Raw genomic sequence first — 23966 nt, forward strand, 5'->3', positions numbered from 1 at the left:
AAACCAACGTCATTTATTCAATAATTGAACGAAATTAAGGGCAAGGTAACATCCGTGCGAAATTTTAAAAGTTGAAATTATTCGGATCGGGGCCAAGACGTTTGTTTTCGTCAAGTGCATCGATTTTCAACATGTCCTCGTGGGATAGCTCAAAATCAAACAATTCTGCGTTAGCTTTGATGCGTTCCGGTGTTACCGATTTGGGAATGGTGACCACGCCCTTCTGCAGATCCCAGCGCAGCACAATCTGAACAGGTGTTTTTCCGTACTTTTCTGCCAATCCTTTCAATAGCGGTATTTCGTTCACTTGTCCCTTCATGATCGGGCTCCACGCTTCGGCTTGAATTTGGTTCCGTTTGCAGAAGTCGAGTAATTCAGGCTGCACCAGGCCGGGGTGAAACTCGTACTGGTTAACCATTGGCTTGATGGTACAGGATGGGAGGAAATCCTCCAATTGGTTCTGCATAAAATTGCTAACACCGATGGCCTTTATTTTTCCTTTTTCGTAGAGTTCTTCCAATGCTTTCCAGGTCTCTTTTGAAAGCTCTCCTTTGGGCCAGTGAATGAGGTACAGGTCGAGGTAGTCGGTCTGCAGCCGGTTCAGGCTGTCGTCGAAGGCTTTCAACGTTTGTTGGTATCCCTGGTCGCTGTTCCAAACTTTGGAAGTCAGGAAAATCTCCTCGCGCGGAAGGCCACTCTCGGAAATGGCTATTCCAACGCCGTTTTCATTTTTGTACACGGCCGCGGTGTCGATACTTCGGTAGCCTACTTCCAGTGCGTATTTTACGGCGTTGATCACTTCATCACCTTCTTTCGATAAAAACACGCCCAAGCCCAGGGCCGGCATTTCCAATCCATTGCTCAATGTTACTGTTGGATGTTTCATTGTTGTTGTTTTTAGAGTACTGTTCGGTTAAGAACAACGGTGCAGCTCTGAAATTGTTTCTTCTTTTTAGTTGGCAAAGTTTTTGAATCTCCGATGTAGAAATGTATTTTAGGCTAACTTCGATTTCGCCAAAAATCAGTGGGGAGAAAAATATGGGCGAATTGGTGAAATAATTACATTTGCCGCCGTTTTTTAGGGCAAATATTCATGGCAAATGTCTATCGAAATCAGCTTGAAGAGAGCTCTTTAAAATTTAACAAGAACACGCAAAAACACGATAAATGAAAGTCTTTAAGTTTGGCGGCGCTTCGGTAAGTTCCGCACCGGCGATTAAAAATGTTGCATCTATTCTGGAAATGTACCCGGGTAAAAAAGTCATGGTTATTTCGGCCATGGGTAATACAACCAACGAACTGGAATTTTTGGTTCGGAGCTACTACAAGAAGGATCAGAAGACCGCCGGAATACTTCAACGAATTAAAGACTATCACAGCCAAATTATTAGTGAGCTGGGAGTTGAGCAACAAAATCTGGGGCAGGTGCATCAGCTTTTCGCAGTTCTGGAAGAGCGTTTGAAACGCATGCCTTCGCTAAAATTCGATTACGAATACGACCAGGTGGTTTGCTTTGGCGAGTTGATTTCGACCGCGATCGTTTCGGCTTATCTGAATCAAAATGGTATTCCGAACCAATGGCTCGACGTGCGCGATAGTTTGCGCACCGACGAAACCTATCGCGAAGCAGTCGTCGACTGGAAATGGTCGGAGATGCTCGTGAATAACAGCTTTACCTTTAAGGGGGTTGATTTGTACGTTACCCAAGGGTTTATTGGGTCAACAACCACCAACCAAACCACAACACTTGGTCGCGAAGGCTCTGACTTTACCGCTGCAATTTTGGCCAACCTACTGAATGCCGAGAGTGTGACCATTTGGAAAAATGTGCCCGGTGTGTTGAATGCAGACCCCACCGATTTTTCGGACACCGAAAAACTGGAAGAGCTGTCGTACAAAGAAGCGATTGAATTGGCCTATTCCGGAGCAAAGGTTATTCACCCCAAAACCATAAAACCGCTCCGGAACAAGAACATTCCATTGTTCGTGCGTCCGTTCGATTTTCCAGAACAAGCCGGAACGGTGATCAAAGAAATTGGTTACCAGCTCGAACTGGTGCCGGTGTACATTCTGAAAAAGAAGCAAGCGTTGGTAACACTTTCCCCTGATGACTTCTCGTTTGTTGGGATTGATGTGCTTTCGGAAGTTTTCAGTTTCTTCAAATCGAACCGGATTAAAGTGAACCTGATTCAGCAGTCGGCTATCGATTTGTCGCTTTGTGTGGACGAGCCTGAAGTTGGCCTGGAGTCGTTGTTGATGGAGTTGCGCAAGAAGTTTGATGTGCGTTACAACACAGGCTTGGTTTTGGCTACAATCCGCTTCTACAACGATGAATCGCTGGTGAAAATGGCGAATGGCCGCGAAGTATTGATGGAGCAGAAGAGCCGCCGCACGGTGCGTATGGTTCTGAAGTAGTCAGTCATCCATAAGCTGTTTTTGACCAACTGCGGTCTTCCGGGTTGTCTGGATTCTGATTATTGGATTTGTTGAATTAATTGTAAATTTAGGTTCTGAAAACCATTATTCGACTTTCCAAAAACGTGACCATGCAACAACGAAAAAAGAAACGCAATAAAGTACTTCCTCTCATTTTAATCCTGGCAGTCGTTCTGATTATTGTACTGATTGTTGGTAAGAAAAAAGGTTGGTTTGGTGCCGATTTCCAGGTAAATGTGCTGACTCAGAAAGTTGAGAGCCGCACCATTACCGAACTGATTACTGCCAACGGAAAGATTCAGCCCAAAACCGAAGTAAAGATTAGCCCGGATGTATCGGGCGAGATTATCGACTTGAAAGTTCAGGAAGGCGAAGATGTAAAGACCGGGCAATTGCTGGTGATCATCAAGCCTGATATTTACATCCAGGCATTGAATCGGGCCGAGGCAGGTCTGAACTCGGCAAAAGCCATGCTGGCTCAGGCCCAGGCACGCATGCTGGAAAGCGAGCTTGCCTTTAAACGTTCCAAACAATTGTACGATCAGCAAACCATTGCGCAGTCTGAGTTCGAGTCGGCAGATGCCGCCTACAAAATTGCGCAAGCTGAAGTGACGTCGGCTGAGTTTTCGGTGAAGTCGAATGAAGCGTCGGTAGCCGAAGCGCAGGAGCAACTGGTGAAAACCAAGATTTATGCGCCGATGGATGGCACCGTTTCGCAGCTGAATGTGGAAAAAGGCGAGCGCGTTGTGGGCACCAACATGTACGAGGGAACTGTGATGATGATCATCTCGGATCTGGAGCAGATGGAGGTGAAAGTTGAAGTGAATGAGAATGACATTGTGAAGGTGTCGAAAAATGATACAGCGCTGGTGGAGGTGGACGCCTACCTGAAGCGCAAGTTCAAGGGTATTGTTACCGAGATCGCCAATTCGGCTAATACGGTTGGTGCGTCCGGCGACCAGGTGACCAATTTTGACGTGAAGGTGCTTCTTTTAAAATCATCCTATGCGGATCTGATTGATAGTGTAGGCATGAAACGGTACCCGTTCCGGCCGGGTATGTCGGCTACGGTTGATGTGCAGACTGATACGCGGCCGGATGTAATCGCAGTTCCCATCCAGGCGGTTACGACTCGTATTCCGGCAGAAAAGCAAGAAGAGACTGCTGAGAAAAAAGTGGCAGATAAGCACGAAGTCGTTTTCGTGTTACGCGATGGTCGGGCTTTCAGTCAACCTGTGGTAACCGGTATTCAGGATAATGCAAACATTGAAATTGAAAGCGGCATTCAAGCGGGTGACGAGATTATTACCGGGCCGTTCAACGTGGTTAGCCGAACACTGAAGGACAGTATGGATGTGAAACGCGTTGATGAGAAAGAGCTGTTTAGTGCGAAGAAATAACATACGGATCTGATCAAAATAAAAGTCGCTCATCCAACGCGGATGAGCGACTTTTATTTTATTCGGAATCGACACGAGTGCCGAAATAGAATTCATTTTAGATTTTAATCTCCCAGACTTTGCAGAAAATCAGGGAATCCGGTTTCGGACCATTCGACTACTCGGGCTCTGGTGGCACGATTGGGATCGGATAATTCGTGTCCCTGGATATCCTTGTAATCCCGGGCATGGTAAATCATCACGGTTGTTTTGCCATCCTCGGCAGTGGTGAATGAGTTGTGTCCCGGGCCGTAGCGTTTGAAATCTTCGTTGGTGTAGAAAACAGGGCCGGGCGATTTGTTCCAGTTGGCGGCGTCCAGCAAATCTGCATTTTCGTCGATCCACAATAAACCAACGCAGTAATTGTGATTGGTTGCACTGGCCGAATAGGTTACGAAGATTTTCCCGTTTTTCTGAAGGACAGCAGGGCCTTCGTTTACGCTGTATTTCATGCGCTCCCAGCTAAAGTCGGGCTCGGTGATCACGACTTCCGGACCTGTCAGGGTCAGCGGATCTTTCATTTCCGAAAGAACCAGAGCTGTTCCGTGGTTGGCTCCTCTCACATTTTGGGCCCAAATCAGGTATCTTTTGCCGTTGTGCTCGAAGGTGGTGGCGTCCAGCGAGAACGATTCTTTTTCGGTTATAATCTGGCCTTCTTCTTTCCATTCTCCGGTCATCGGATCGTCCGAAGAATTTGAGAGTACCCACATCCGGATGTTCCAGATTTTTTCGGCTTCGCCGGCCGCGAAGTAGATGTACCATTTCCCGTCAATTCGGTGAAGCTCGGGAGCCCAAATGTGGTGACCCATGACACCGGTTTCGTGTTTGTGCCAGATCTCTTTTTCGGGAGCCGTTTTCAGTCCGTTGATGCTGTGTGATTTCCGGATGACTATCCGGTCGTATTCGGGAACCGTAGCAATCAAATAATAAGTACCTTCCGGCGTTTTCCAAACCCAGGGATCCGCTCGTTTTTCAGCAATCGGGTTGTCAAAATACAGGGATTGGGCGAAACAGGCGCTGTGAAAACCAACAGCGATCAGGAGTATCGTCAACGTTTTAATCAGTTTCATGTCTTTTGTCGTGTGTACGTAAATTGAGTATAGTTGCCCAAATATAGTGACATCTGACAATTAGACCGTTCTGATTGAGGCATTTTTAACGATGTTTTGACCGCAAGAGCATTTCGTTTTTCAACAGCCTGACGGCTTTCCGTTTTGATTCGTCTTTCCGATACAGACGACAATCCGTTTTCGTAGCTGTTTGTATTCAGGCTATTTCGCGAAAATCTCGTTAAAGTCTTTTTCCATGCTCACAACATACCATCCCTTTGCTGCGGCATCTTCTATTGCTTTTTCGGTTCCGTGCATGTAGTTGTATTCCCGAATTGAATCGTCGTGATGGACGAGGATCGCCATGGATGGTTTGCTGTTGGAAAGCGTGTATTCCATCATTTGGTAATCACCGTCACTGTTACCAGCCGCGAAAATCGGTTTTCGGCCAATGTGCAATTCAATGTTGGTTGGTTTTACCTGTTTGTCGTTTGCCGAGTTGATTTTGCCGGTTCTGACCAGGTAGGTGCCGCTGTAGTTCGATACGTATTCCCAAACAACACTGCTTCCCACAACATTCTCTTTTGGGATATTGTAGATTTCTTCGGAGACCGTGCGTACCGACGATATTTCGCCACCTGTGACAATATACACTTTAAAACCATTTTCCTGAAGATAATGAACAAGCTGTACCATTGGCGAAAAGGTTGTTTCCTTGAAGGGACGGTCAAAACGGCTGTGTTTGGCAGTGGAAAGCATTTGGTAGACGAAATCCTGGTAGTCCTTTTCCATCATTCCGTCCTGTGTGCTAAATAATTTCGAGATCAACTCACCAGTGCTGTATTCACCCAAGACGGCAAGGTCGTTGTTCGCAATAGCCTTGAATAATTTGTCTTTGCTCCATTCGGGGTGCTCACTGTATTTACTTTTTATGTAGGCCAATTCAATTTCGACAGGGATGTAAAGTGGTTTTTCGCACCAAAGTGTGCCGTCATTATCGAATACGGCAATTCGGTCGCTTGCGGAGACAAACTCGGCGGCGCTTGAGTCGGTAACCGCAGCGACAAAGCCCGTGATTGCCGTTTTTACTTCGCCGTTGTTCCAAAGTGAAAGCGGATCGGCTACTTCTTCGGTTACAGTGGCTTGGTTGGACGGTGAGCTACAACTTACAAAGAAGAACAATACCCAAAAGAATGAACGTATTTTCATGATTTCAGCTTTTTTTAATGAGAAAAGTGCCTCACAGCGGTTGGCTGTGAGGCAACTTCTAAATTTTTATCGAATAGGATTTTAGTGTCCTCCGCCCGGATTATTCAACATTTCCTCAATCTTGCTCAGGTTAAATGCACCCGGCGTTTGTGAAGGAGGATAGTCTTTCATGGTAAGCAGGAATTGAGCAGCCAACTGCTGAACTGGAACCAAAACAAAAGCATGATCCAGTAACCAATCGTAATAGGTGTTTGAATTGTGGAGTGCTTTTTCAAACGGATCACGTCTGAGGTTGAAAACGTAGGGTACACGCAGCTCGACAAATGGCTCAATCCAAACGCCGAACTTCTCACCCCGGTTTTCCAGGAAGACAGCCTTCCAGTCGTCGTATCGTGCGGCCACAACCTGACCATCATCATTTACATACCAGAACTCGTGGCGCGGACATTCGTCTACTTTTCCACTCAGGTAATCCAGCATGTTGTAACCGTCGATATAATTTTTGTAAGAGCGGCCATTGATGCTGGTTCCGGATCTCAGTCGATCTTTCACGTCGGTATCACCGGCAGCTGCAGCAAAAGTAGGCAGCCAATCTTCGTGTGATACGATTCCGTTCAGGGTTTTATTTTCAGGGAAATGCCCCGGCCAGCGAATAAAAGCAGGAACTCGATAAGCACCCTCCCAGTTTGAATTCTTTTCGCTGTGGAAAGGAGTTGTTCCGGCATCGGGCCAGGTATTGTAGTGCGGGCCATTGTCTGTTGAATAAAAAACGATGGTATTGTCAGCGATGCCCAGTTCGTCCAAAACGGCCAGTAATTCGCCAACCTGCATGTCGTGTTCAACCATACCATCGCTGTATTCGTCCTGGCCGGAAATGCCACGATGATCGTCTTTCACGTGGGTGCGGAAGTGCATACGAGTTCCGTTCCACCAACAGAAAAATGGTTTACCGGCTTCATTCTGACGTTTGATGAAATCGATCGCAGCAGCAACAGTTTCTTCGTCGATGGTTTCCATCCGCTTTTTAGTCAAAGGGCCTGTGTTTTCGATGGACTGGCCACCTTTACCGTCTGCTTTGCATTTCAAAACACCACGTGGTGCATAAATTTCTTTAAATGTTTTGCCGCTTTTCAGGACCATGTCGCCCGGATAGTCTTCATTTTCAGGTTCTTCTTCGGCGTTGAGGTGATAAAGGTTTCCGAAGAATTCGTCGAAGCCGTGCATGGTTGGAAGATGCTCGTCACGGTCGCCCTGGTGGTTTTTACCAAACTGGCCGGTTGCGTAGCCCTCGCCTTTCATTACGGTGGCGATGGTAACATCCGTTTTTTGCCAACCTTCTTTGGCTCCAGGCAAGCCTACTTTGGTCATCCCCGTGCGAACCGGAACATTACCGCCCAAAAATGCCGCACGTCCTGCAGTACAGCTCTGTTGTCCGTAGTAGTCGGTGAACGAGATGCCCTCGTCTGCAATCCGGTCGATGTTGGGCGTCATATAGCCCATCATGCCTCGGTTGTTGTGACTGATGTTCCAGGTACCAATGTCATCGCCCCAGATGACAAGAATATTGGGCTTGTCCGTTTTTTGAGCTTGACTTGTTTGTGGCAGATAAACGCCCAAGCAAGTAAGAACGATTAGCATACCAGCGAATTGGCCCGCCAGTGATTTATTGTTCAATTTCATAATTGAGAATTAATTTTAGTCTGGAATAGAATTGTTTGTGATTGTTTTTATGATCCCGGATGAAACTCCTGGGAGACGAGGTCTTCGTGAGGGGTCAAGATGGGGTGATATAAGAAACCTTTGGGCAGGGGTGAGGCTTCAATTACTGAGTCCTTTCAGTGAGCACAGAGATAACGGTTTACGCAGGAATTTTCCTGTTTGGATTAAGTTTGTAGTGGAACTTAAATAGGGGAATAAGGTGAGTTTTATGTCTTCATCAGATATTTTTTTGGGTTTTACATACGTCTCGTTTGAAATCTTGTCACACCCAGTAGTTGCTGAATGCTCTGTTTTTTTTTGAACTTTCTGCCACCCGGATGAGCACGTTTTTAGATAACCCAGTTTAAATATCTTTCAGACCAACAGATCTGTTTTTTGTAAACTTCGCTTCGTTATTATGAGCGGTAACGTTCAAAAAGTTACAACATTTCTATTTTATATTCAGGATTTAAATGAAAAATTTTCCGTTAAAAGAGATTTTATCGTTCTTAAGTTTATGTGTAGTTTTCTATTCCTTTTATACTTGGGGGCATTCTTGATTGTTGCGTTTTCGGGAAGGTACATCAGTATGTTTTTGTTTAGTGAAAATTTTATTCTTTCATGCGTGATCGTGGTCGATTGACATCGTTCTTACTTCATGCTGGATTTAATTGCGAGAGAATTATAACGATGACTAATAAAAAAGCCCATTCCGGGATAAGCGAAATGGGCCTGAATAAAACGTTTTATTTCTTTATAATTTTTTACCGGTGTGGAAGCTGTTCCAGAACTTCTCATCGTAATTGGCATCTTCAAAATAGCTGCGTCCTGAAATCAGTTGTGGCGATTTGCTGAAGTCGAGAAGAGCTGCTTTGCGCGACAATTTTATTTTTTCGCCCGCTGGATTGGTGAATGTTTTATCCTGATCCATGTAACTCAGCAAATACTTGCCACCCTGTTTCTGGTAGATGGTTGTCAGGTGGTAACTCACTTGTTGCTGATCGTTGCCTGTTGTATACAAACTGCGGTTTTGCGGGTTGTTCTTGGTCGCTTCAATCAAACACTCGTTGCGGACCAACGCATAATTGCTTTTCAGAATATACAGTTTGCCTTCCAGTTTAGTGGCATAATAGTCGCCGCTGTGCACCAGATCCGGTTTGTTGGTTTTGTACGAGATCACCCAAACGGAATCCCCTTCGTAGGAGCTGATTCCTTCCAGATGAAGATCGTAATCGTTGATCAGTTTTTCGTTGAAAACGGTGTTTGCCTGCCGAACGACATCCTGGTCAATCAGCTCATCAAAGCCGCTTTGTCCTTCGGGGAACGAATAAGAATCGAAATTTTTGTTGACTTCGGTGAACCGGTAGTTTCTGCTTTCATAGGCATTGGTCACTCCTGGTTTGCTGTAGCCTGCTTGGTCGCTCATTTCCACGATTGCTTCGCGGATTTGGGCAGCCGAGTCGTTGACAAAAGTTTTTCCTAAATAATGGTATTTCATCCCAATTGAGCCCGAATGGTAATTGGTTGGAGTTTGTTCGATAGCCGTGCGGATAACCCGGAAAAGTACCCGGGATTGTGCAGCCACGTCAATGCCTTCGATACTGTAGGTCTGCTCGGTTAACGCCAGGCGCGCAAAATCTTTTTGCAGCAACTCACTCACGGAGTAGCTTTCGTTTTCGTATCCAACGGCCGAGACAAAAAGGTTTTTGTCCGCAAATTCGTCCGGGATTTTCAATTCGAAAAAGCCGTCGGCGTCGCTGGCCGTACCGTAAAATGTTCCTTCAATACCAATATTTGTGTAGGCAATGCCTGATTGATCTCCTGCATCAACAATCCGACCTTTAAGCAGCTTTGTCTGCGCCTGAACCGACAGGCTAAGCAGGATGGAGGCAAGAATAAGAATGTGTTTCATTTGACTAATTTTTCAATGGTGTTTTCTGCAATTTTCTGACAATACGAGTTTTCTAACAAATACTGAACCGAGATCGGACTCGTGCGAAATTTAGTTCCGGAAATCTTTGTTGTTCGTGGCTTCTGAAATCGCTTTCCGGCATTTGTCCAGAGCGGCCGCAACTTGCTTTGGCCTCATATTTGATAGATTTTTTATAATTTAGATAACTCTTGATCAGCCTCTAAGTTCGTTAAAATTTATTAATCAGTAAACATCTTGATTCGACCGGGGCTTATTATTAGGAGTTTGGTGTGAGGGACGTTAGTCGTTCCGGAGCCAATTAAACACCGATCAGAAAAAGAGAATAGCGTTAGCAAATTGATAAACCGATTGAGCATCGAAAACAAATTTATACCCATGAGAACAAACAGAATTTTAGTCGTTTCTACCATATTGGCCGTGAGCCTTTCGGCCTGTGTTTCTAAAAAGAAATATGTTGAGATGGAGTCGTCGAAAATGCGTGCCGAACAACGTGTTCGCGAGTTGACCGATGAGAATGAGGCGAAAGACAGCCGCATTGCCAAAATGATCGCTGACTACGAAAGCATGAAAAAGGATTTGATGACCAGCAATGCGGAAAAAGATCAGCAAATTGGCGACCTGCAGGGACAGATTAATTCTTTGAAATCGAATGTGCAGGAAAAAGACGCAACGATTGAAGAAAAACTGTACGCCTTTGAGTTTGAAAAACGCCAGATGAAAGAAGCTTTGGATAAAAGCCAGGGCGCATCTACTGACCTGCAAACCCGCAATACAAATCTTTCCAATGAGTTGACCTCAACCAAGAATGAATTGTCGGATTTAAAATTCAGCTACGAAAAGGAACAGGCTAACGCGGAAAGTTTGAACCGCCAACTGGAGCAAAAAAGCGGTTTGTACGAAGCGCAGATGCAACAAATTGCTTCGTTGAAAGCCGATATCCAGAAGTTGAAAGTTGAGGGACAGGAAAAAGACGAAACTATTGAGCGTCTGAAAAACAATGTGACCCTGCTGAAAAACGAAATCGGAAAACAGTAGAGAGAAGAAGATCTTCGACATTAGATTTTTAGACTAGCGCCGATCTGGCAGTCTGAAAATCTAATGTCCAATAATCTAATCTTACCCGATTCCCGGGAGATTAATTCCTTTGATTTTGCGGTACAGGTCGAGGGCGAACAGATCCGTCATCCCAGATACGAAGTCGATTACCGACTGAATTTTTTCATAGTCGGTTTGGTGATCGCCGGTGTACTGTTCGGGCATCAGCGAAAGCAGTCGTCTCGAAAGCCCTGCTTTTGGAGCCAACACTGCATTGATAAACTCGTCGAGCAAAGTGCCGAGGATTTTGTAACCGGCAACTTCAATCTCAATCACCGAGCGGTCGCGGTAAATTTTCTCAACCGACAGCGGAACAATCGCATCCATCGCAACTTTCGACGAGCCGGTCACTTTTTTGATCAGTGCTGTATTGAATGTTCCGGCCATGATCGCGTCCATGTTCGAATCAAACACTTCCACGCATTCCTTCACCAACTTGTTGATCACCGATGCACGCAGGTAGGCAACCTGCTCATTGCGGTCGGTTACAATTTTAAAGTTCTGATCTATTTTCGAGAGGATCGACTTGTCCTGTTCTTTGTCGAAGAAATTGCGGAACAGCTCAATCACCGTATCATACGGAACGATTTTTAGCTTGTGCGCATCCTCCATGTCCATGATTTGGTAGCAGATGTCGTCGGCTGCTTCAACCATGTAAACCAAGGGGTGTCGCACAAAACGCAAGGGGTTGTCGCCGGTTTGATCCAGGCCCAGTTCCTCGGCAATGCCTTTGTACAAATCTTTTTCAGACTGGAAGAAACCAAACTTGGGCTTGCTCACGCCAATCGATTCGTATGGGTATTTCACAATCGAAGCCAGCGTGGTGTAAGTTAGCGCGAAACCGCCATCGCGGCGTCCTTTGAACTGGTGGCTCAAAAGGCGCAGTGCATTGGCATTTCCATCAAAATAAGTGAAGTCGGTCCACTCCGCTTCAGTCAGCATCGACTTCAGCTGGCGACCATGCCCGGCGGTAAAATAGTTGGAGATGGCTTCTTCGCCGGCGTGTCCGAAGGGCGGGTTTCCCATGTCGTGTGCCAGGCAACCGGCCGACACTACAGCTCCCAATTCGGCCAATAGCGGATGATCTTCGCCTTTTTTCCGCAGACGCTCGCCGAGCATGCTTCCCAGCGTACGGCCAACGCTCGCTACTTCCAGCGAGTGGGTAAGCCGGTTGTGCACAAAAATACTTCCCGGTAGCGGGAAAACCTGTGTTTTGTTTTGCATCCGCCTAAAGGGCGACGAGAAAATCATCCGGTCGTAGTCGCGCTGAAACTGCGTACGGTTGTACAAATCACTTGCGTCAGTTGGTGGCAGCGATCCCAGTCGCCGGGTCGATATCAGTTTGTTCCAATTCATCTTTCTATATTCATCAGCCGACCTAATAAATGTCGACGTGGTAATTGTTGAGTTCTTTGTCCAGTTTTTTGGATCCGGGGCAAATCTTTTCCAGCAGTTTCCAAAATCCCGGGCCGTGATTCTTTTCAATAGTGTGCGCGAGCTCGTGTAAAATTACATAATCAATCAACCGGTCGGGCAGTCGCATCAGGTGCAAGTTCAGGTTAATGTTGTTGACGGATGAACAACTTCCCCATCGGCTTTTGACATGTTTTACATACACATTCTCAACTTGCAGCCCATGTTTGTCCGCCAACTCCATCAAGCGCGCCGGTAGATAAACTTTGGCTTCCTGCCGCATTACACTGACAATAACTTTTCTTATAAATTGCTGTATTTCGGGGCGTTGAAAACTTTGATTCGCAGGAACATTGATCTGGATAAATCCTTTTCCAACCATTCCGGATACTTTATTTTGCGCCACGGTTACAATTTTCAGCTCGTGAAATTTTGTTTTAAAACACTTGTCCGGACTGAAGATAGTTAAACTAGCTTTAATATCTTGTTGTTGTCTAAGTATCCAATCCACCTTGCTCTTTACAAAATCAATCGCTTTTTGTTCAGAAACAAGCAGGGGCATCGATACCTGAACCTTTCCGTCGGGTTTTACCCGAAGACGAATGCGGCTGGAGCGTGGGTTTTTCCGGATATGTATCGCACCGATCGGTTCTAAGTGAAAGTAATTGTCAGTTGCCATCATTGGATATCTGTGACGAAGATAAGCAATCCCGTAAAAATTGAGATATGGAACCAAAAAATGCAATTGAAGTTTTCGGCACGATTCGCAAGCAGGAAACTGTGATGACGATCGACGATAAAGTTCAGACCGGGACACTGGTTTTCGAGGCCTTGGAACCATTCCCCGGTTATTATCATGAAACCCCTTTTGGTGCAAATCCGATTTACATGTATTTGGCTTTACAGGAACAGTATCCGTTGATGGATATTATTCGTGCGACACAGAAAGTCGAAAAAGTGTTTAACGAAAAATTCGATGCCGGAAAAGGGTTTGTTCAGTTGGTCGATACAACCTACAACGTGTTGCGTGTTCGCCACCTGAACCGCTACGATCTGATTGGCGATTTGCAAAAAGCATACAACGACCAGGGAATTTATTTTATGGTGAAAAGCAAACGCGGACTGGAAGCAGTGGCGCAAATCAAGGTGGTGAAGTTTTTCAACCTGACGCAGATTGACGATGGTATTTATCTGGATAACAAGGAAGAGTATCATGCGTACATTGAGCTTCCGAAAGAACAGTCATGGGAAGACTTTAATGCTTTGACCAACAGAGTGAAATACAACTGGGAGGAAAGTAAGTTTGATGCTGCAGTTGGTGCATTTTGGCACGAAGGCAAAATACACGAGTTTGTGCGTATCTATTCCCAAAAGCTGAGTTTGGAGTATTTGCAGGGGCTGCGAAAACTCTACATCGAAAAAATGAAGTAGTTTTTATTTGACATAGTGGAAAAAAAGATGTCAGTCCCTTTTGCAAGGAGCTGGCATCTTTTATTTTGTAGCACTGCCTGAAGGCAGTTTATTTTATTGTAGCAACAGCCTTTTCAATTCGGCTGATGGTTTCTTCTTTTCCAATGATTTCAAAAATATCGAACAGGTCGGCTCCCTGGCTGCTGCCCACCAAAGCCAAACGGATCGGTACCATGATCACGCCAAATCCCCAGCCTTTGGCATTCATGAAATTCGAGAATTCCTCTTTTACTGCCGTCGCGTTCCAGTCGTTCAAACCTTTAAAAAGCTCCACGATTTCGTTCAGCATGGCAGGAGTTTCTTCTTTCCATTTCTTCTTCACGGTCTTGTCGTCGTAACTCTCAGGCGCCTGGAAGAAATAATTTCCTTGTTCCCATAAGTCGGTAACAAACTCGCAACGTTCCTTGATGATGGCGATGATTCGGGTAACCATTTCATCGGCGATGGAAACACCTTTTGCAGCTAAAACGGGTTTGAAAAGCTTGGTCAGCTCTTCGTTCGATTTTTCCTGCAGGTAGTGGCGGTTGAACCATTTTGCTTTTTCGGGGTCGAAACGGGCTCCTGATTTCACCACGCGGTCGAGGCTAAAGTTTTCGATCAGCTCTTCCATGCTGAAGAATTCCTGCTCGGTACCGGCATTCCAGCCCAACAGTGCCAGCAGGTTAATAAATGCTTCCGGGAAATAACCATCTTCGCGGTATCCACGCGAGATTTCGCCACTGGTTGGGTCAGTCCACAACAACGGGAAAACGGGGAAGCCCATTTTATCGCCGTCGCGCTTGCTGAGCTTGCCTTTTCCGGTTGGCTTCAAAATCAATGGTAAGTGTGCGAACTGAGGACGTTCCTCCCAGCCCAAGGCTTTGTATAACAACACGTGCAGCGGCATAGATGGTAACCATTCTTCACCTCGGATCACATGGGTGATTTTCATCAGGTGGTCGTCAACCACGTTAGCCAGGTGGTAAGTTGGCATACCGTCGGCTTTGAAAAGCACTTTATCATCCAATTGGTTGGTATTGAATTTTACCTCGCCGCGGATCAAATCCTTCTCGATAACGTCGGTATTTTCGGGCATCTTGAAGCGGATAACCCAAGGGTCACCGGCTGCGATTTTCTTTTCAACTTCTTCAGCAGAAAGTGTCAGTGAGTTTTGCAGTTTGTTGCGCGTGTGCAAATCGTAAGAGAAAACGGTTTTGTTTTCTTCAGCTTCTTTACGAAGGGCGTCAAGGTCTTCCGGCGTATCGAAAGCGTAGTAAGCATTGCCGCCTTCAACCAGTTGGTCGGCATACTGGCGGTACATAGCTTTGCGCTCGCTTTGACGATAGGGACCGTATTCCCCTCCAAAGCCAACACCTTCGTCCGGCACCAAACCACACCATTTCAACGATTCGATAATGTAGTCTTCGGCTCCCGGCACATATCTTGTTTGATCGGTATCTTCAATCCTTAGCAAAAAATCGCCGCCTAACTTTTTGGCGAAAAGGTAATTGAACAGAGCAGTGCGAACACCACCCATGTGTAATGGTCCGGTTGGACTCGGCGCAAAACGTACCCTCACTTTAGCTTCCATGTCTGTAATATTCTATTTTGCCCGCAAAGATAGATATTTTTAAAACGGGCTAAAACTGAATTTTTTATATCGGCTTATAAAGAGCGATAATTCGGGCAAATACCGGTATTTAAGATAAAAGCTGCCGGGATGGAATAAAATTTTGAGCTGCCGTGTAATGATTTCGTAATTCGCATACTAAATAAGGTGATGATTTAAAAGCATTCTATGTTTTTAAACTCGGCGAAAAAGGTTAATCCAATTAACTTTGCAATTTTTTGAAAGCTAAATAAATAACATAAGTACAAAGGATGAAGAAATTATTTCTTGTTGTAGTCACTCTCGGATTGTTGTGGCAGGGAACTGCCCGTGCGGATGAAGGAATGTGGCTGCCTGCGCTGATTCAAAAGCTGAATATCGGCGATATGCAAAAGATGGGATTAGAATTGAGTGCAGACGATATCTACAATATCAATCAGTCCAGTTTGAAAGATGCGGTTGTGGCGTTGGATCACGGCTCATGTACGGCGGAGCTGGTTTCGCCAAAAGGTTTGTTATTGACCAACCACCACTGTGGTTTTGGAGAAATTCAGGCACACAGCTCGGTTGAGCATGACTATTTGCGCGATGGTTTTTGGGCAAAATCAATGGAAGAAGAATTGCCGAATCCGGGCAAAACGGTTTCTTTCCTGGTTCGCGTTGAGGATGTAACCGACCGCGTGTTGGATGGCGTTGAGTTTAACGCTCCTGAAGACGAACGAAAAGAAAAAATTCAGAAAGCGTCATTCGAAATTCAGAAAGAGGCAACTGCGGACAACGATTACGAAGCACGTGTGCAAACCATGTTCGAAGGCAACAAATATTACCTGTTTGTTTACGAAACATACCGCGATGTACGCTTGGTAGGTGCGCCTCCGGCATCAATCGGGAAATTTGGTGGTGACACCGACAACTGGATGTGGCCTCGTCACACCGGTGACTTCTCGATCTTCCGTGTTTATTGCAGCCCGGATGGAAAACCGGCTGACTACTCACCGGACAACGTTCCGTTGGAACCGAAACATTTCCTGCCAATTTCGTTGGATGGTTATGAAGATGGCGATTTTGCCATGGTGATGGGATATCCTGGTCGCACCAACCGTTACAAAACATCGTTTGGCGTTGAATACACCATGGACGTAACCAACACGGTTCGTATCAATGCCCGTGGTGTTAAGTTGGCGATCCTGAAAGATTACATGAACTCGAGCCAAAAAGCGAACATTCAGTATGCATCAAAATATGCCCGCAGTTCAAACTACTACAAATACAGCATTGGCCAAAACAAAGGCTTGGAAGCTTTGGATGTGGTAGAAAAGAAAAAGGCGCTCGAAGCTAAATTTACCGAATGGGTGGATGCAGACGCTGAACGTACGGAGAAATATGGCAAAGCATTGGAAATGATCGAAGATTCGTACCGCGAACAGCGCGATGATGTTGCATCGGAATACCTGATGGAAACCATGTTCCGTGGGCCTGAGCTTTTTGCATTCTGCATGAACATGAAAGGATTGCATGAAGCCTTGAAATCAGCCAACAACGAAGATCGTGTTCAGGCAAATGTTGAACGTATCCGTTCGCGTGTTGATGAGTTCTTCAAAGATTACGATGCTGCAACCGACGAAAAAGTTGCTGCTGCTTTGGTCGATGTTTACAAAAAGAATGTTGATCCGGCGTTCTACCCAACCTTCTTTGCCGATATCAATAAAAAATACAAAGGAAACGCAGCTGATTTTATGGCTTATGTTTTCGGTAAAACCGTTTTTGCTGATCAAGAGAAACTGGAAGCGTTCCTGAGCGATCCGAGTTTGAAAGTGATGGACAAAGATCCTGCCTTTCAGGTAGCAGAAAGCATTTTCCGTCAAGCTACTATTTTGGGTGAAATCGTCAACAGAACGTCTGGTGGATTACAGGAAGGTCGTCGTTTGTTTGTGGCTGGCCTGATGGAGATGGAAAAAGATCGCAAGTTCTACCCGGATGCCAACAGCACCATGCGTTTGACATACGGAACAGTGGGTGACTATGTGCCGCGCGATGGCGTGAAGTACGATTACTACACGACTCTGAAAGGTTATATCGAGAAAGAAATTCCGGGTGACGACGAGTTTGATGTACCTGCCCGTTTGAAGGATCTGTTCTACGCCAAAGATTTCGGTGATTATGCAGACGAAAACGGTGAATTGCGCACTTGTTTCACTACCAACAACGATATTACCGGTGGTAACTCGGGTAGTCCGGTTATCAATGGCAAAGGCCAGTTGACGGGTATTGCTTTCGATGGTAACTGGGAAGCCATGAGCGGCGATATCGCTTTCGAACCGGAACTTCAAAAGTGTATTTGTGTTGACATTCGTTTTGTGCTGTGGACAATCGACAAGTTTGCCGGAGCAAAGAACCTGATCGACGAAATGACGCTTGTGAAGTCGGATAAAAAAGTTGAAAAGGATGTAGCTTCTTCTGAAAAGTAAGCAAGAAGTTTAAATGATATTGATGAAGGCTGTTCCTGTTTGAGGGGACAGCCTTCTTTTTTTGCCTGCCGATTCTTCTCAATTTGCCGGATACCTTTATATTTATTCGCGAAATAGTCGGTCTGACGTTAGACCCCTTTCAACTTCAAAACGGATTCAAATGAAAAAAAGAATAGTACTGATTGTACTGCTTGCTGTTTTGGGCGGCGGAGCATTTTATCTCAACCTGTTGATGCCGGTGATAACCGGTTATGCCGCAAAAAATCTGGCTTCCGGTGTCTTCCTTGCCGGTCGCTCGCAGCAGTCACTTGAAGCGGAGGATCTGAACTTTTCGGTGATTAAATTCACAAGTAATAAGGTTGACACCGTTAAAAAAGAAGTGGTGTCGCGGTTTCTGTGGGGAAAGTCGAAAGCAGTTTATCTGGATGGTTACGGCTGCACCCTGGTAAAAGAATACAGCGACGAGGAAATCCGTAGCCGAGCCTACCCAGGAACAATCATTTTGCCCGAAAATCCGGATACAATTCCCTGGCCCATGGGCGACATGATGCCTGATAGTCTTCCGGAAGGAATTGACATGGCCAAGCTCGACCGCGCTGTGAAGTTGGTGATGTCGGACACCATTCCCTTTAAAGGCACTTTCGCCTTGACGGTCGTTTACAAAGGCCAGCCGGTTGTCGAAGCGTACCGCGCCGACATGAATGCCCGCACCCGTTTTTTGAGCTGGTCGATGGCTAAAAGTTTTACAAACGCGCTGGTCGGTATCCGGGTAAAACAGGGCCTGATGGACATCAATAAACCGTTGGATTTTTCGAATTGGACGATGGGGAAACCCAAGCAGATTACCATGAACAACTTGATGCATATGAACTCGGGCCTGGAGTGGAACGAGGAATACGGAAATCTATCCGATGTGACAATAATGCTGCATAAAGTAGGTGATATGGGCTCCTATGCGCTGGAGAAAGAGGCAGTTTACCGGCCCGATTCGGCTTGGTACTATTCGTCTGGCACAACCAACATTGCCTGCCTGGCTTTGCGCGAAACCTTCGCTTCGGATCCCGATTACTGGCGTTTTCCGCGCGAGGAACTGTTCAATAAAATTGGGATGCGCAGTGCTGTCTTCGAGCTGGATGCCTCAGGGACTTTTGTTGGCTCGTCCTATTTGTATGCGACCATGCGCGACTATGCCCGTTTCGGTTTGCTCTACCTGCACAATGGAAACTGGTTGGGAGAGCAAATTTTACCGACCGATTGGGTTGATTATACAACGACACCGGCCAACGGCTCAAACGGTAAATACGGGGCTTTTTTCTGGCTTAACGAATCGGGTGATCAACCTGATGCGCCTGCCGATACCTTTATGTGTAAAGGGCACGACGGGCAGTTCATTTTTATCATCCCGTCGAAAGATTTGGTGGTTGTTCGCACTGGTTATTCTAAAAAGGGTGAATTCAGCACCAACGAAATGATGAAAGAGATTCTGAAAGCCATCGAATAGTGAGCTGGATTTCAGCCTGATCTTTATGAGCCGATTGTTGGATAGTTGGATGACCGGATATTCAGACTAAAGACAGTTTTTTCAGATAAATACGGAGTCTAACTATCAGAAAATCTGAGCATCCAGTAATCTATTTTACACAAACTTATTGCCTTTTTCCAGGCGAATGTCGTTTACAATTAGGCGAATTTGCTGTTCGTCATCTTTTTTACAGACAAGCAGAATGTCGTCTGATTCAACTACAATGTAACCATCGAGACCTTGCAAAACTGCAATTTTGCCGTCGGGAACGTGAATGATACTGTTCTCGGAGGCATAGGTAAATACACTGTCGCCACTGATAACATTGTTTTTTTCGTCTTTGGGTTGCTGTGCATACAGCGCGCCCCAGGTTCCAACATCGCTCCAGCCAAAATCGGCACAAAGCACAAAAACGTTATCGGCATTTTCCATCACGGCATAATCGATGGATGTATTCTGACACTCGGAGTAAGCTTTATTAATGAAGTAAATTTCGTCGGGTGTGCCGTACATCTTTTCACCCTTTGTGAAGAAACGTTCGTACATATCGGGCAAATGCTTTTCAAAAGCTTTGCTGATCGAATTGACTGACCAAATAAAAATGCCCGAATTCCAGTAGAACTCACCGCTGTCCACGAAGATTTTCGCCATATCCAGATTTGGCTTCTCGGTGAACGTTTTTACTTCATACAGGTGTACCGACTCTTCGTTTTCAATTTTGTTGGCAATTTGAATATAACCAAAGCCTGTTTCCGGTCGGTTGGGAGGAATACCCAAGGTCAACAGCGCATTGTGCTCAGCGGCAAAGGAAATGCCTGTTTTCAGCTGAAATACAAATTCCTCTTCATTTAAAATTAAATGGTCCGACGGTGCCACGACAATTGTTGCATTCGGATTCATCGACTTCACCCGGTTACTGGCGTAGGCAATACAGGGTGCCGTATTACGACGCAGGGGCTCGAGCAAAATCTGCTTTTCCGAAATTTCAGGTAATTGTTGAATAACGAGGTCTTTATAATCGAAATTAGTGACAACAATGAAATTTTCGACCGGGCAAATACGCTTGAAGCGGTCGAAAGTCATCTGAATAAATGTGCGACCCGTACCGAGGATGTCCAGAAACTGTTTTGGCATAGAACTTTTACTTAAAGGCCAGAAACGGCTACCAACTCCACCTGCCATAATCACACAATACGTATTTTTCATTCGCAAATCATTTGAGCGTTACGGGTGCAAAGATACCTATTTTAAAAAAGGATTCTTTGATCAAACAGAGGTATTAAAGAACATGCCGGGAGGCGATTGGTAGTTGAATTTTAAGGAAAGGCGCTATCTTTTAGGATAATTTGTACCTTAGCAAGCACGACCAACAGCATAATGCGCGGCCTGAAAATGGTTTTTGAGAAAGATGTGACTGCGGTTATCGATTGGAAATTGAAATAAATTGAATACTGTAACATGAAGTTCTTTTATCACGCCGGAAGATACTTTTCACTGCTTGCGAAGGTTTTTTCGAAGCCCGAAAGACATCGCATCTATCTGAAGCGCTTGTTTACAGAAATTGAAGCGTTAGGCCTCGACTCTGTCGGCATTGTTGTGGTTATCTCCGTTTTCATGGGGGGGATCATTACGCTTCAGCTGGCGTACAATATGGTGAGTCCGCTTTTGCCAACCTATCTTGTTGGCCTGGGCAACCGCGATACGCAGATACTGGAGTTCTCCTCAACCATTATGGCGCTTATTATGGCCGGTAAAATCGGGTCGAATATTACTTCCGAGATCGGGAGTATGCGCGTTACCGAGCAGATTGATTCGCTGGAGATCATGGGGGTCAACCCCGCTAGCTATCTGATTTTACCGAAGATCATCGCGGTGGTTTTCATTTTCCCGTTCCTTTACGTGTTAAGCGTATTCTTTGGGCTAATCGGTGGTTTTATTGTGGGCCCGTTGGTGGGTGCGATCACTGCTGCTGAATACCTGAACGGTGTTCAATATGCGTTCGTTCCCTATTACGTCACTTTTTCGATCATCAAATCACTGATATTTGGTTTTTTGGTTGCATCGGTACCGGCCTATTTTGGCTACTATGTTGAGGGTGGCGCATTCGAAGTTGGAGCAGCCAGCACCCGTGCTGTGGTGAGTACCAATATCCTGATTTTGGTGTGGGACTTAATATTAACTCAATTGTTGTTGTAATGATCCGTGTTGACAGTATCTATAAATCATTTGAAGGGAAGTCAGTTCTGCGAAATATTTCCACTGAATTTTTGAAAGGACAAACCAACCTGATTATCGGTCGAAGCGGGTCGGGAAAGACGGTTTTGCTGAAATCGATCGTTGGCTTGCACGAAATTGATAAAGGAAATATTTTCTACGATGATCGGAACTTTACGCGCATGAAGCACAAAGAGCGTAAAAAACTTCGCCAGGAAATGGGGATGGTTTTCCAGGGGGGAGCGCTTTTCGATTCATTGACGGTGGAAGAAAATGTTCGTTTCCCGCTCGACATGTTTACCACTCAGAGTTTCGCTGAAAAGAACAAGCGGGTCGCTTATTGCCTGGAGCGGGTAAACATTAAACCCGAGGCATTTCGTTTGTCGCCGGCCGAAATTTCCGGTGGGATGCAGAAGCGGGTTGCCATTGCCCGGGCGATTTCGCTCAACCCCAAATACCTGTTTTGCGACGAACCGAACTCGGGTCTGGACCCCGAAACTTCGATTGTGATTGACAGCCTGATTCACGATATCACTACTGATTTGAATATCACCACCATCATCAACACGCACGATATGAACTCGGTGATGGAGATCGGTGATAAAATTCTTTTCATCAGCGAGGGCGAAACCTGCTGGGAAGGAAACAAGACCGAGATTCTGCATGCCGAAAATCAAAAACTGCAGGAGTTTGTTTTTGCCAATCGCCAGTACCGCGAAATTCGTGATGCACGAATCGGAAACGGTGCTTAACCCTTCGGCGAAAGCGTAATAATCGGAACGATCATTTCTTCCATCGAAACACCGCCATGCTGGAAAGTGTCGCGGTAATACTGCACGTAATAATTGAAGTTATTCGGGTATGCCAGGAAGTCGTCGTTACAGGCGAAAATGAAACGTGAGCTTACATTTCGTCCCGGCAGAAAAGCCTTTTCCGGTTGTGTAATTTCAAATACTTCTTTCGGATTGTAGTTGAGGTTTCGGCCCAGTTTGTAGCGCAGGTTGGTCACTGTTTCCCGGTCGCCAATTACCTTCAAGGCATTGTTTACCCGAACAGTGCCATGGTCGGTTGTCACCACTACTTTGATGTTATTTTCTGCCAGGTTTTTGATGAGTTCAAGCAGGAAGGAATGGTTGAACCAGCTGAGCGTTAGCGAGCGGTATGCTTTTTCGTCGCTGGCAAGTTCTTTCATTACTTCCATTTCGGTACGGGCATGCGAAATCATATCAACAAAATTGAAAACCATGACCGAGAGATCGTTCTGCAAAATATTTGTCAGCGTTTCCTGCGATTTTTTCACCGATTTCAGGCTGCTCACTTTCTCAAAGTACAATTTTTCTGTGCGTCCCAAACGGCTCATTTGGGTTTGCAACAGCTCTTTTTCATGGACGTTCTTGTGCCCCTCGTTATCATCGTCTTCCCAATAATTGGGGTAGATTCGTGCAATTTCGGAAGGCATAAGGCCGGCAAAAATTGCGTTGCGGGCGTACATGGTTGCCGTTGGCAAAATGCTGTAGTAAAGCTCTTCTTCTTCAGTAACAAAATATTGGTTAACCACTTTGCTTAATACGCGATACTGGTCGTAGCGAAGGTTGTCGACAACCAGTACAAATACCTTTTCGTTCTTGTCGAGCAACGGGAAGACTTTTTTACGGAAAAGGTCGGGCGACAAAAGCGGCCTGTCTTCCTGATCCTTGCGAAACCAGTCGAGGTAGTTGACTTTGATGTACCTGGCGAAGTTGTTGTTGGCTTCCGATTTTTGCATTTTCAGCACTTCGTCCATGGTCGAATCCTTCGATTCGCTCAGTTCCAGCTCCCAGAAAACCAGTTTCCGGTAAACTTCTTTCCATTCTTCGTGGCCGAGCCGCTCATTTAGAAGCATCCCGATTTTGCCAAATTCGCTTTGGTAAGCCGAGGTGGTTTTGCGGGTAACCAGTTCGTGCTGGTCCACATTCTTTTTAATCGACAGCAAGATCTGTTTCGGGTTGACAGGCTTGATAAGGTAGTCAGCAATCTTCGACCCGATAGCCTGATCCATGATGTCTTCTTCTTCACTTTTCGTAATCATAACAACCGGCACATTTGGCTCCAGCGTTTTAATTTCCGTCAGTGTTTGCAGACCGGTTAATCCCGGCATATTTTCATCCAGAAAAATAATGTCGAAGTGGTTGGCGCGAACCAGGTCAATGGCGTCAGATCCGTTTGTAGATGTGGCTACCTCGTACCCTTTTTGTTCGAGAAATATGATGTGTGGACGTAGTAAATCGATTTCGTCGTCGGTCCATAAAATCCGGATTGTCTTCATACGTTTTCCAATAATTGGGGCTGTTCCGATTGCCCGGAAAGCTCCGATTTAAATTAATTAACAAAAATAGTATCCCTCTAACACATTCCGAATAGTTGACAAACGTTACCCGTTCCGCACAAGAACT

18 protein-coding genes are annotated in these 23966 nt (G+C 45.6%); 8 read left to right on the forward strand and 10 right to left on the reverse strand.

Annotated features, from left to right (window positions below; all coding sequences use genetic code 11):
- Positions 1 to 64 precede the first annotated feature (64 nt).
- Positions 65 to 886, reverse strand: a complete 822-nt coding sequence (locus BC643_RS13955) for an aldo/keto reductase (protein ID WP_120273664.1) — start codon at positions 884 to 886, stop codon at positions 65 to 67.
- A 281-nt stretch (positions 887 to 1167) separates the two neighbouring features.
- On the opposite strand from BC643_RS13955, the gene BC643_RS13960 reads away from it, so the two are divergent.
- Complete coding sequence (locus tag BC643_RS13960) at positions 1168 to 2415, forward strand: aspartate kinase (RefSeq protein ID WP_120273665.1); 1248 nt, start codon at positions 1168 to 1170, stop codon at positions 2413 to 2415.
- Positions 2416 to 2546: 131 nt separating this feature from the next.
- Positions 2547 to 3836 carry an efflux RND transporter periplasmic adaptor subunit gene (locus tag BC643_RS13965; RefSeq protein ID WP_120273666.1) on the forward strand — a complete coding sequence of 430 codons (1290 nt, stop codon included), beginning with the start codon at positions 2547 to 2549 and terminating at the stop codon, positions 3834 to 3836.
- Positions 3837 to 3940: 104 nt separating this feature from the next.
- On the opposite strand, the gene BC643_RS13970 is transcribed toward BC643_RS13965, so the two are convergent.
- The 4 genes from BC643_RS13970 to BC643_RS13995 form a co-directional block, all read right to left on the reverse strand.
- Positions 3941 to 4945 (reverse strand): glycoside hydrolase family 43 protein, encoded by a 1005-nt coding sequence (locus BC643_RS13970; RefSeq protein WP_120273667.1) that lies wholly within the window; start codon positions 4943 to 4945, stop codon positions 3941 to 3943.
- A 201-nt stretch (positions 4946 to 5146) separates the two neighbouring features.
- Positions 5147 to 6133 (reverse strand): HAD family hydrolase, encoded by a 987-nt coding sequence (locus tag BC643_RS13975; RefSeq protein ID WP_120273668.1) that lies wholly within the window; start codon positions 6131 to 6133, stop codon positions 5147 to 5149.
- 81 nt (positions 6134 to 6214) lie between these two features.
- Positions 6215 to 7813: an arylsulfatase gene (locus tag BC643_RS13980; RefSeq protein ID WP_211338059.1), complete on the reverse strand. Its 1599-nt coding sequence runs from the start codon at positions 7811 to 7813 to the stop codon at positions 6215 to 6217.
- A gap of 772 nt (positions 7814 to 8585) precedes the next feature.
- On the reverse strand, positions 8586 to 9743 hold the full coding sequence (locus tag BC643_RS13995) for a carboxypeptidase-like regulatory domain-containing protein (protein WP_120273671.1): 1158 nt from the start codon (positions 9741 to 9743) through the stop codon (positions 8586 to 8588).
- Positions 9744 to 10139: 396 nt separating this feature from the next.
- Between BC643_RS13995 and BC643_RS14005 the strand changes: the two genes are divergently transcribed.
- Positions 10140 to 10799, forward strand: a complete 660-nt coding sequence (locus BC643_RS14005) for a hypothetical protein (RefSeq protein WP_147377231.1) — start codon at positions 10140 to 10142, stop codon at positions 10797 to 10799.
- An 81-nt stretch (positions 10800 to 10880) separates the two neighbouring features.
- On the opposite strand, the gene BC643_RS14010 is transcribed toward BC643_RS14005, so the two are convergent.
- Together BC643_RS14010 and BC643_RS14015 are read right to left on the reverse strand one after the other, a co-directional pair.
- Positions 10881 to 12215: a deoxyguanosinetriphosphate triphosphohydrolase gene (locus BC643_RS14010; protein WP_120273674.1), complete on the reverse strand. Its 1335-nt coding sequence runs from the start codon at positions 12213 to 12215 to the stop codon at positions 10881 to 10883.
- A gap of 22 nt (positions 12216 to 12237) precedes the next feature.
- Positions 12238 to 12954, reverse strand: coding sequence for a M48 family metallopeptidase (locus tag BC643_RS14015; RefSeq protein WP_170154558.1), 717 nt, complete (start codon positions 12952 to 12954; stop codon positions 12238 to 12240).
- A gap of 44 nt (positions 12955 to 12998) precedes the next feature.
- Between BC643_RS14015 and BC643_RS14020 the strand changes: the two genes are divergently transcribed.
- Complete coding sequence (locus BC643_RS14020) at positions 12999 to 13703, forward strand: hypothetical protein (RefSeq protein WP_170154559.1); 705 nt, start codon at positions 12999 to 13001, stop codon at positions 13701 to 13703.
- 88 nt (positions 13704 to 13791) lie between these two features.
- On the opposite strand, the gene gltX is transcribed toward BC643_RS14020, so the two are convergent.
- Positions 13792 to 15312, reverse strand: coding sequence for a glutamate--tRNA ligase (gltX, locus tag BC643_RS14025; protein ID WP_120273677.1), 1521 nt, complete (start codon positions 15310 to 15312; stop codon positions 13792 to 13794).
- Positions 15313 to 15602: 290 nt separating this feature from the next.
- Here gltX and BC643_RS14030 point away from each other — a divergent pair, with 290 nt between their 5' ends.
- Positions 15603 to 17798: a S46 family peptidase gene (locus tag BC643_RS14030; RefSeq protein ID WP_120273678.1), complete on the forward strand. Its 2196-nt coding sequence runs from the start codon at positions 15603 to 15605 to the stop codon at positions 17796 to 17798.
- Between the two features lie 160 nt (positions 17799 to 17958).
- A complete protein-coding gene (locus BC643_RS14035; protein WP_120273679.1) occupies positions 17959 to 19299 on the forward strand; it encodes a serine hydrolase domain-containing protein in 1341 nt (446 codons plus the stop codon).
- A 135-nt stretch (positions 19300 to 19434) separates the two neighbouring features.
- Here the strand turns inward: BC643_RS14035 and BC643_RS14040 are convergent, their stop codons facing one another.
- A complete protein-coding gene (locus BC643_RS14040; protein ID WP_170154560.1) occupies positions 19435 to 20526 on the reverse strand; it encodes a mannose-1-phosphate guanylyltransferase in 1092 nt (363 codons plus the stop codon).
- A 252-nt stretch (positions 20527 to 20778) separates the two neighbouring features.
- On the opposite strand from BC643_RS14040, the gene BC643_RS14045 reads away from it, so the two are divergent.
- A complete protein-coding gene (locus tag BC643_RS14045) occupies positions 20779 to 21516 on the forward strand; it encodes an MlaE family ABC transporter permease (RefSeq protein WP_120273681.1) in 738 nt (245 codons plus the stop codon).
- A complete protein-coding gene (locus BC643_RS14050; RefSeq protein WP_120273682.1) occupies positions 21516 to 22286 on the forward strand; it encodes an ABC transporter ATP-binding protein in 771 nt (256 codons plus the stop codon). The genes BC643_RS14045 and BC643_RS14050 overlap by 1 nt, the downstream gene beginning before the upstream one ends.
- Here BC643_RS14050 and porX read toward each other — a convergent pair.
- Positions 22283 to 23839, reverse strand: a complete 1557-nt coding sequence (porX, locus tag BC643_RS14055; protein ID WP_120273683.1) for a T9SS response regulator signal transducer PorX — start codon at positions 23837 to 23839, stop codon at positions 22283 to 22285. The genes BC643_RS14050 and porX overlap by 4 nt on opposite strands.
- Positions 23840 to 23966 lie beyond the last annotated feature (127 nt).

Origin of the sequence: Mangrovibacterium diazotrophicum (assembly GCF_003610535.1) — a bacterium.
Lineage (GTDB): Bacteria > Bacteroidota > Bacteroidia > Bacteroidales > Prolixibacteraceae > Mangrovibacterium > Mangrovibacterium diazotrophicum.

Excerpts from the sequence above, each read along its gene's own strand:
- BC643_RS13955 (WP_120273664.1), bottom strand. The coding sequence starts at position 886 with ATGAAACATCCAACAGTAACATTGAGCAATGGATTGGAAATGCCGGCC.
- BC643_RS13960 (WP_120273665.1), top strand. The coding sequence starts at position 1,168 with ATGAAAGTCTTTAAGTTTGGCGGCGCTTCGGTAAGTTCCGCACCGGCG.
- BC643_RS13965 (WP_120273666.1), top strand. The coding sequence starts at position 2,547 with ATGCAACAACGAAAAAAGAAACGCAATAAAGTACTTCCTCTCATTTTA.
- BC643_RS13970 (WP_120273667.1), bottom strand. The coding sequence starts at position 4,945 with ATGAAACTGATTAAAACGTTGACGATACTCCTGATCGCTGTTGGTTTT.
- BC643_RS13975 (WP_120273668.1), bottom strand. The coding sequence starts at position 6,133 with ATGAAAATACGTTCATTCTTTTGGGTATTGTTCTTCTTTGTAAGTTGT.
- BC643_RS13980 (WP_211338059.1), bottom strand. The coding sequence starts at position 7,813 with ATGAAATTGAACAATAAATCACTGGCGGGCCAATTCGCTGGTATGCTA.
- BC643_RS13995 (WP_120273671.1), bottom strand. The coding sequence starts at position 9,743 with ATGAAACACATTCTTATTCTTGCCTCCATCCTGCTTAGCCTGTCGGTT.
- BC643_RS14005 (WP_147377231.1), top strand. The coding sequence starts at position 10,140 with ATGAGAACAAACAGAATTTTAGTCGTTTCTACCATATTGGCCGTGAGC.
- BC643_RS14010 (WP_120273674.1), bottom strand. The coding sequence starts at position 12,215 with ATGAATTGGAACAAACTGATATCGACCCGGCGACTGGGATCGCTGCCA.
- BC643_RS14015 (WP_170154558.1), bottom strand. The coding sequence starts at position 12,954 with ATGATGGCAACTGACAATTACTTTCACTTAGAACCGATCGGTGCGATA.
- BC643_RS14020 (WP_170154559.1), top strand. The coding sequence starts at position 12,999 with ATGGAACCAAAAAATGCAATTGAAGTTTTCGGCACGATTCGCAAGCAG.
- gltX (WP_120273677.1), bottom strand. The coding sequence starts at position 15,312 with ATGGAAGCTAAAGTGAGGGTACGTTTTGCGCCGAGTCCAACCGGACCA.
- BC643_RS14030 (WP_120273678.1), top strand. The coding sequence starts at position 15,603 with ATGAAGAAATTATTTCTTGTTGTAGTCACTCTCGGATTGTTGTGGCAG.
- BC643_RS14035 (WP_120273679.1), top strand. The coding sequence starts at position 17,959 with ATGAAAAAAAGAATAGTACTGATTGTACTGCTTGCTGTTTTGGGCGGC.
- BC643_RS14040 (WP_170154560.1), bottom strand. The coding sequence starts at position 20,526 with ATGAAAAATACGTATTGTGTGATTATGGCAGGTGGAGTTGGTAGCCGT.
- BC643_RS14045 (WP_120273681.1), top strand. The coding sequence starts at position 20,779 with ATGAAGTTCTTTTATCACGCCGGAAGATACTTTTCACTGCTTGCGAAG.
- BC643_RS14050 (WP_120273682.1), top strand. The coding sequence starts at position 21,516 with ATGATCCGTGTTGACAGTATCTATAAATCATTTGAAGGGAAGTCAGTT.
- porX (WP_120273683.1), bottom strand. The coding sequence starts at position 23,839 with ATGAAGACAATCCGGATTTTATGGACCGACGACGAAATCGATTTACTA.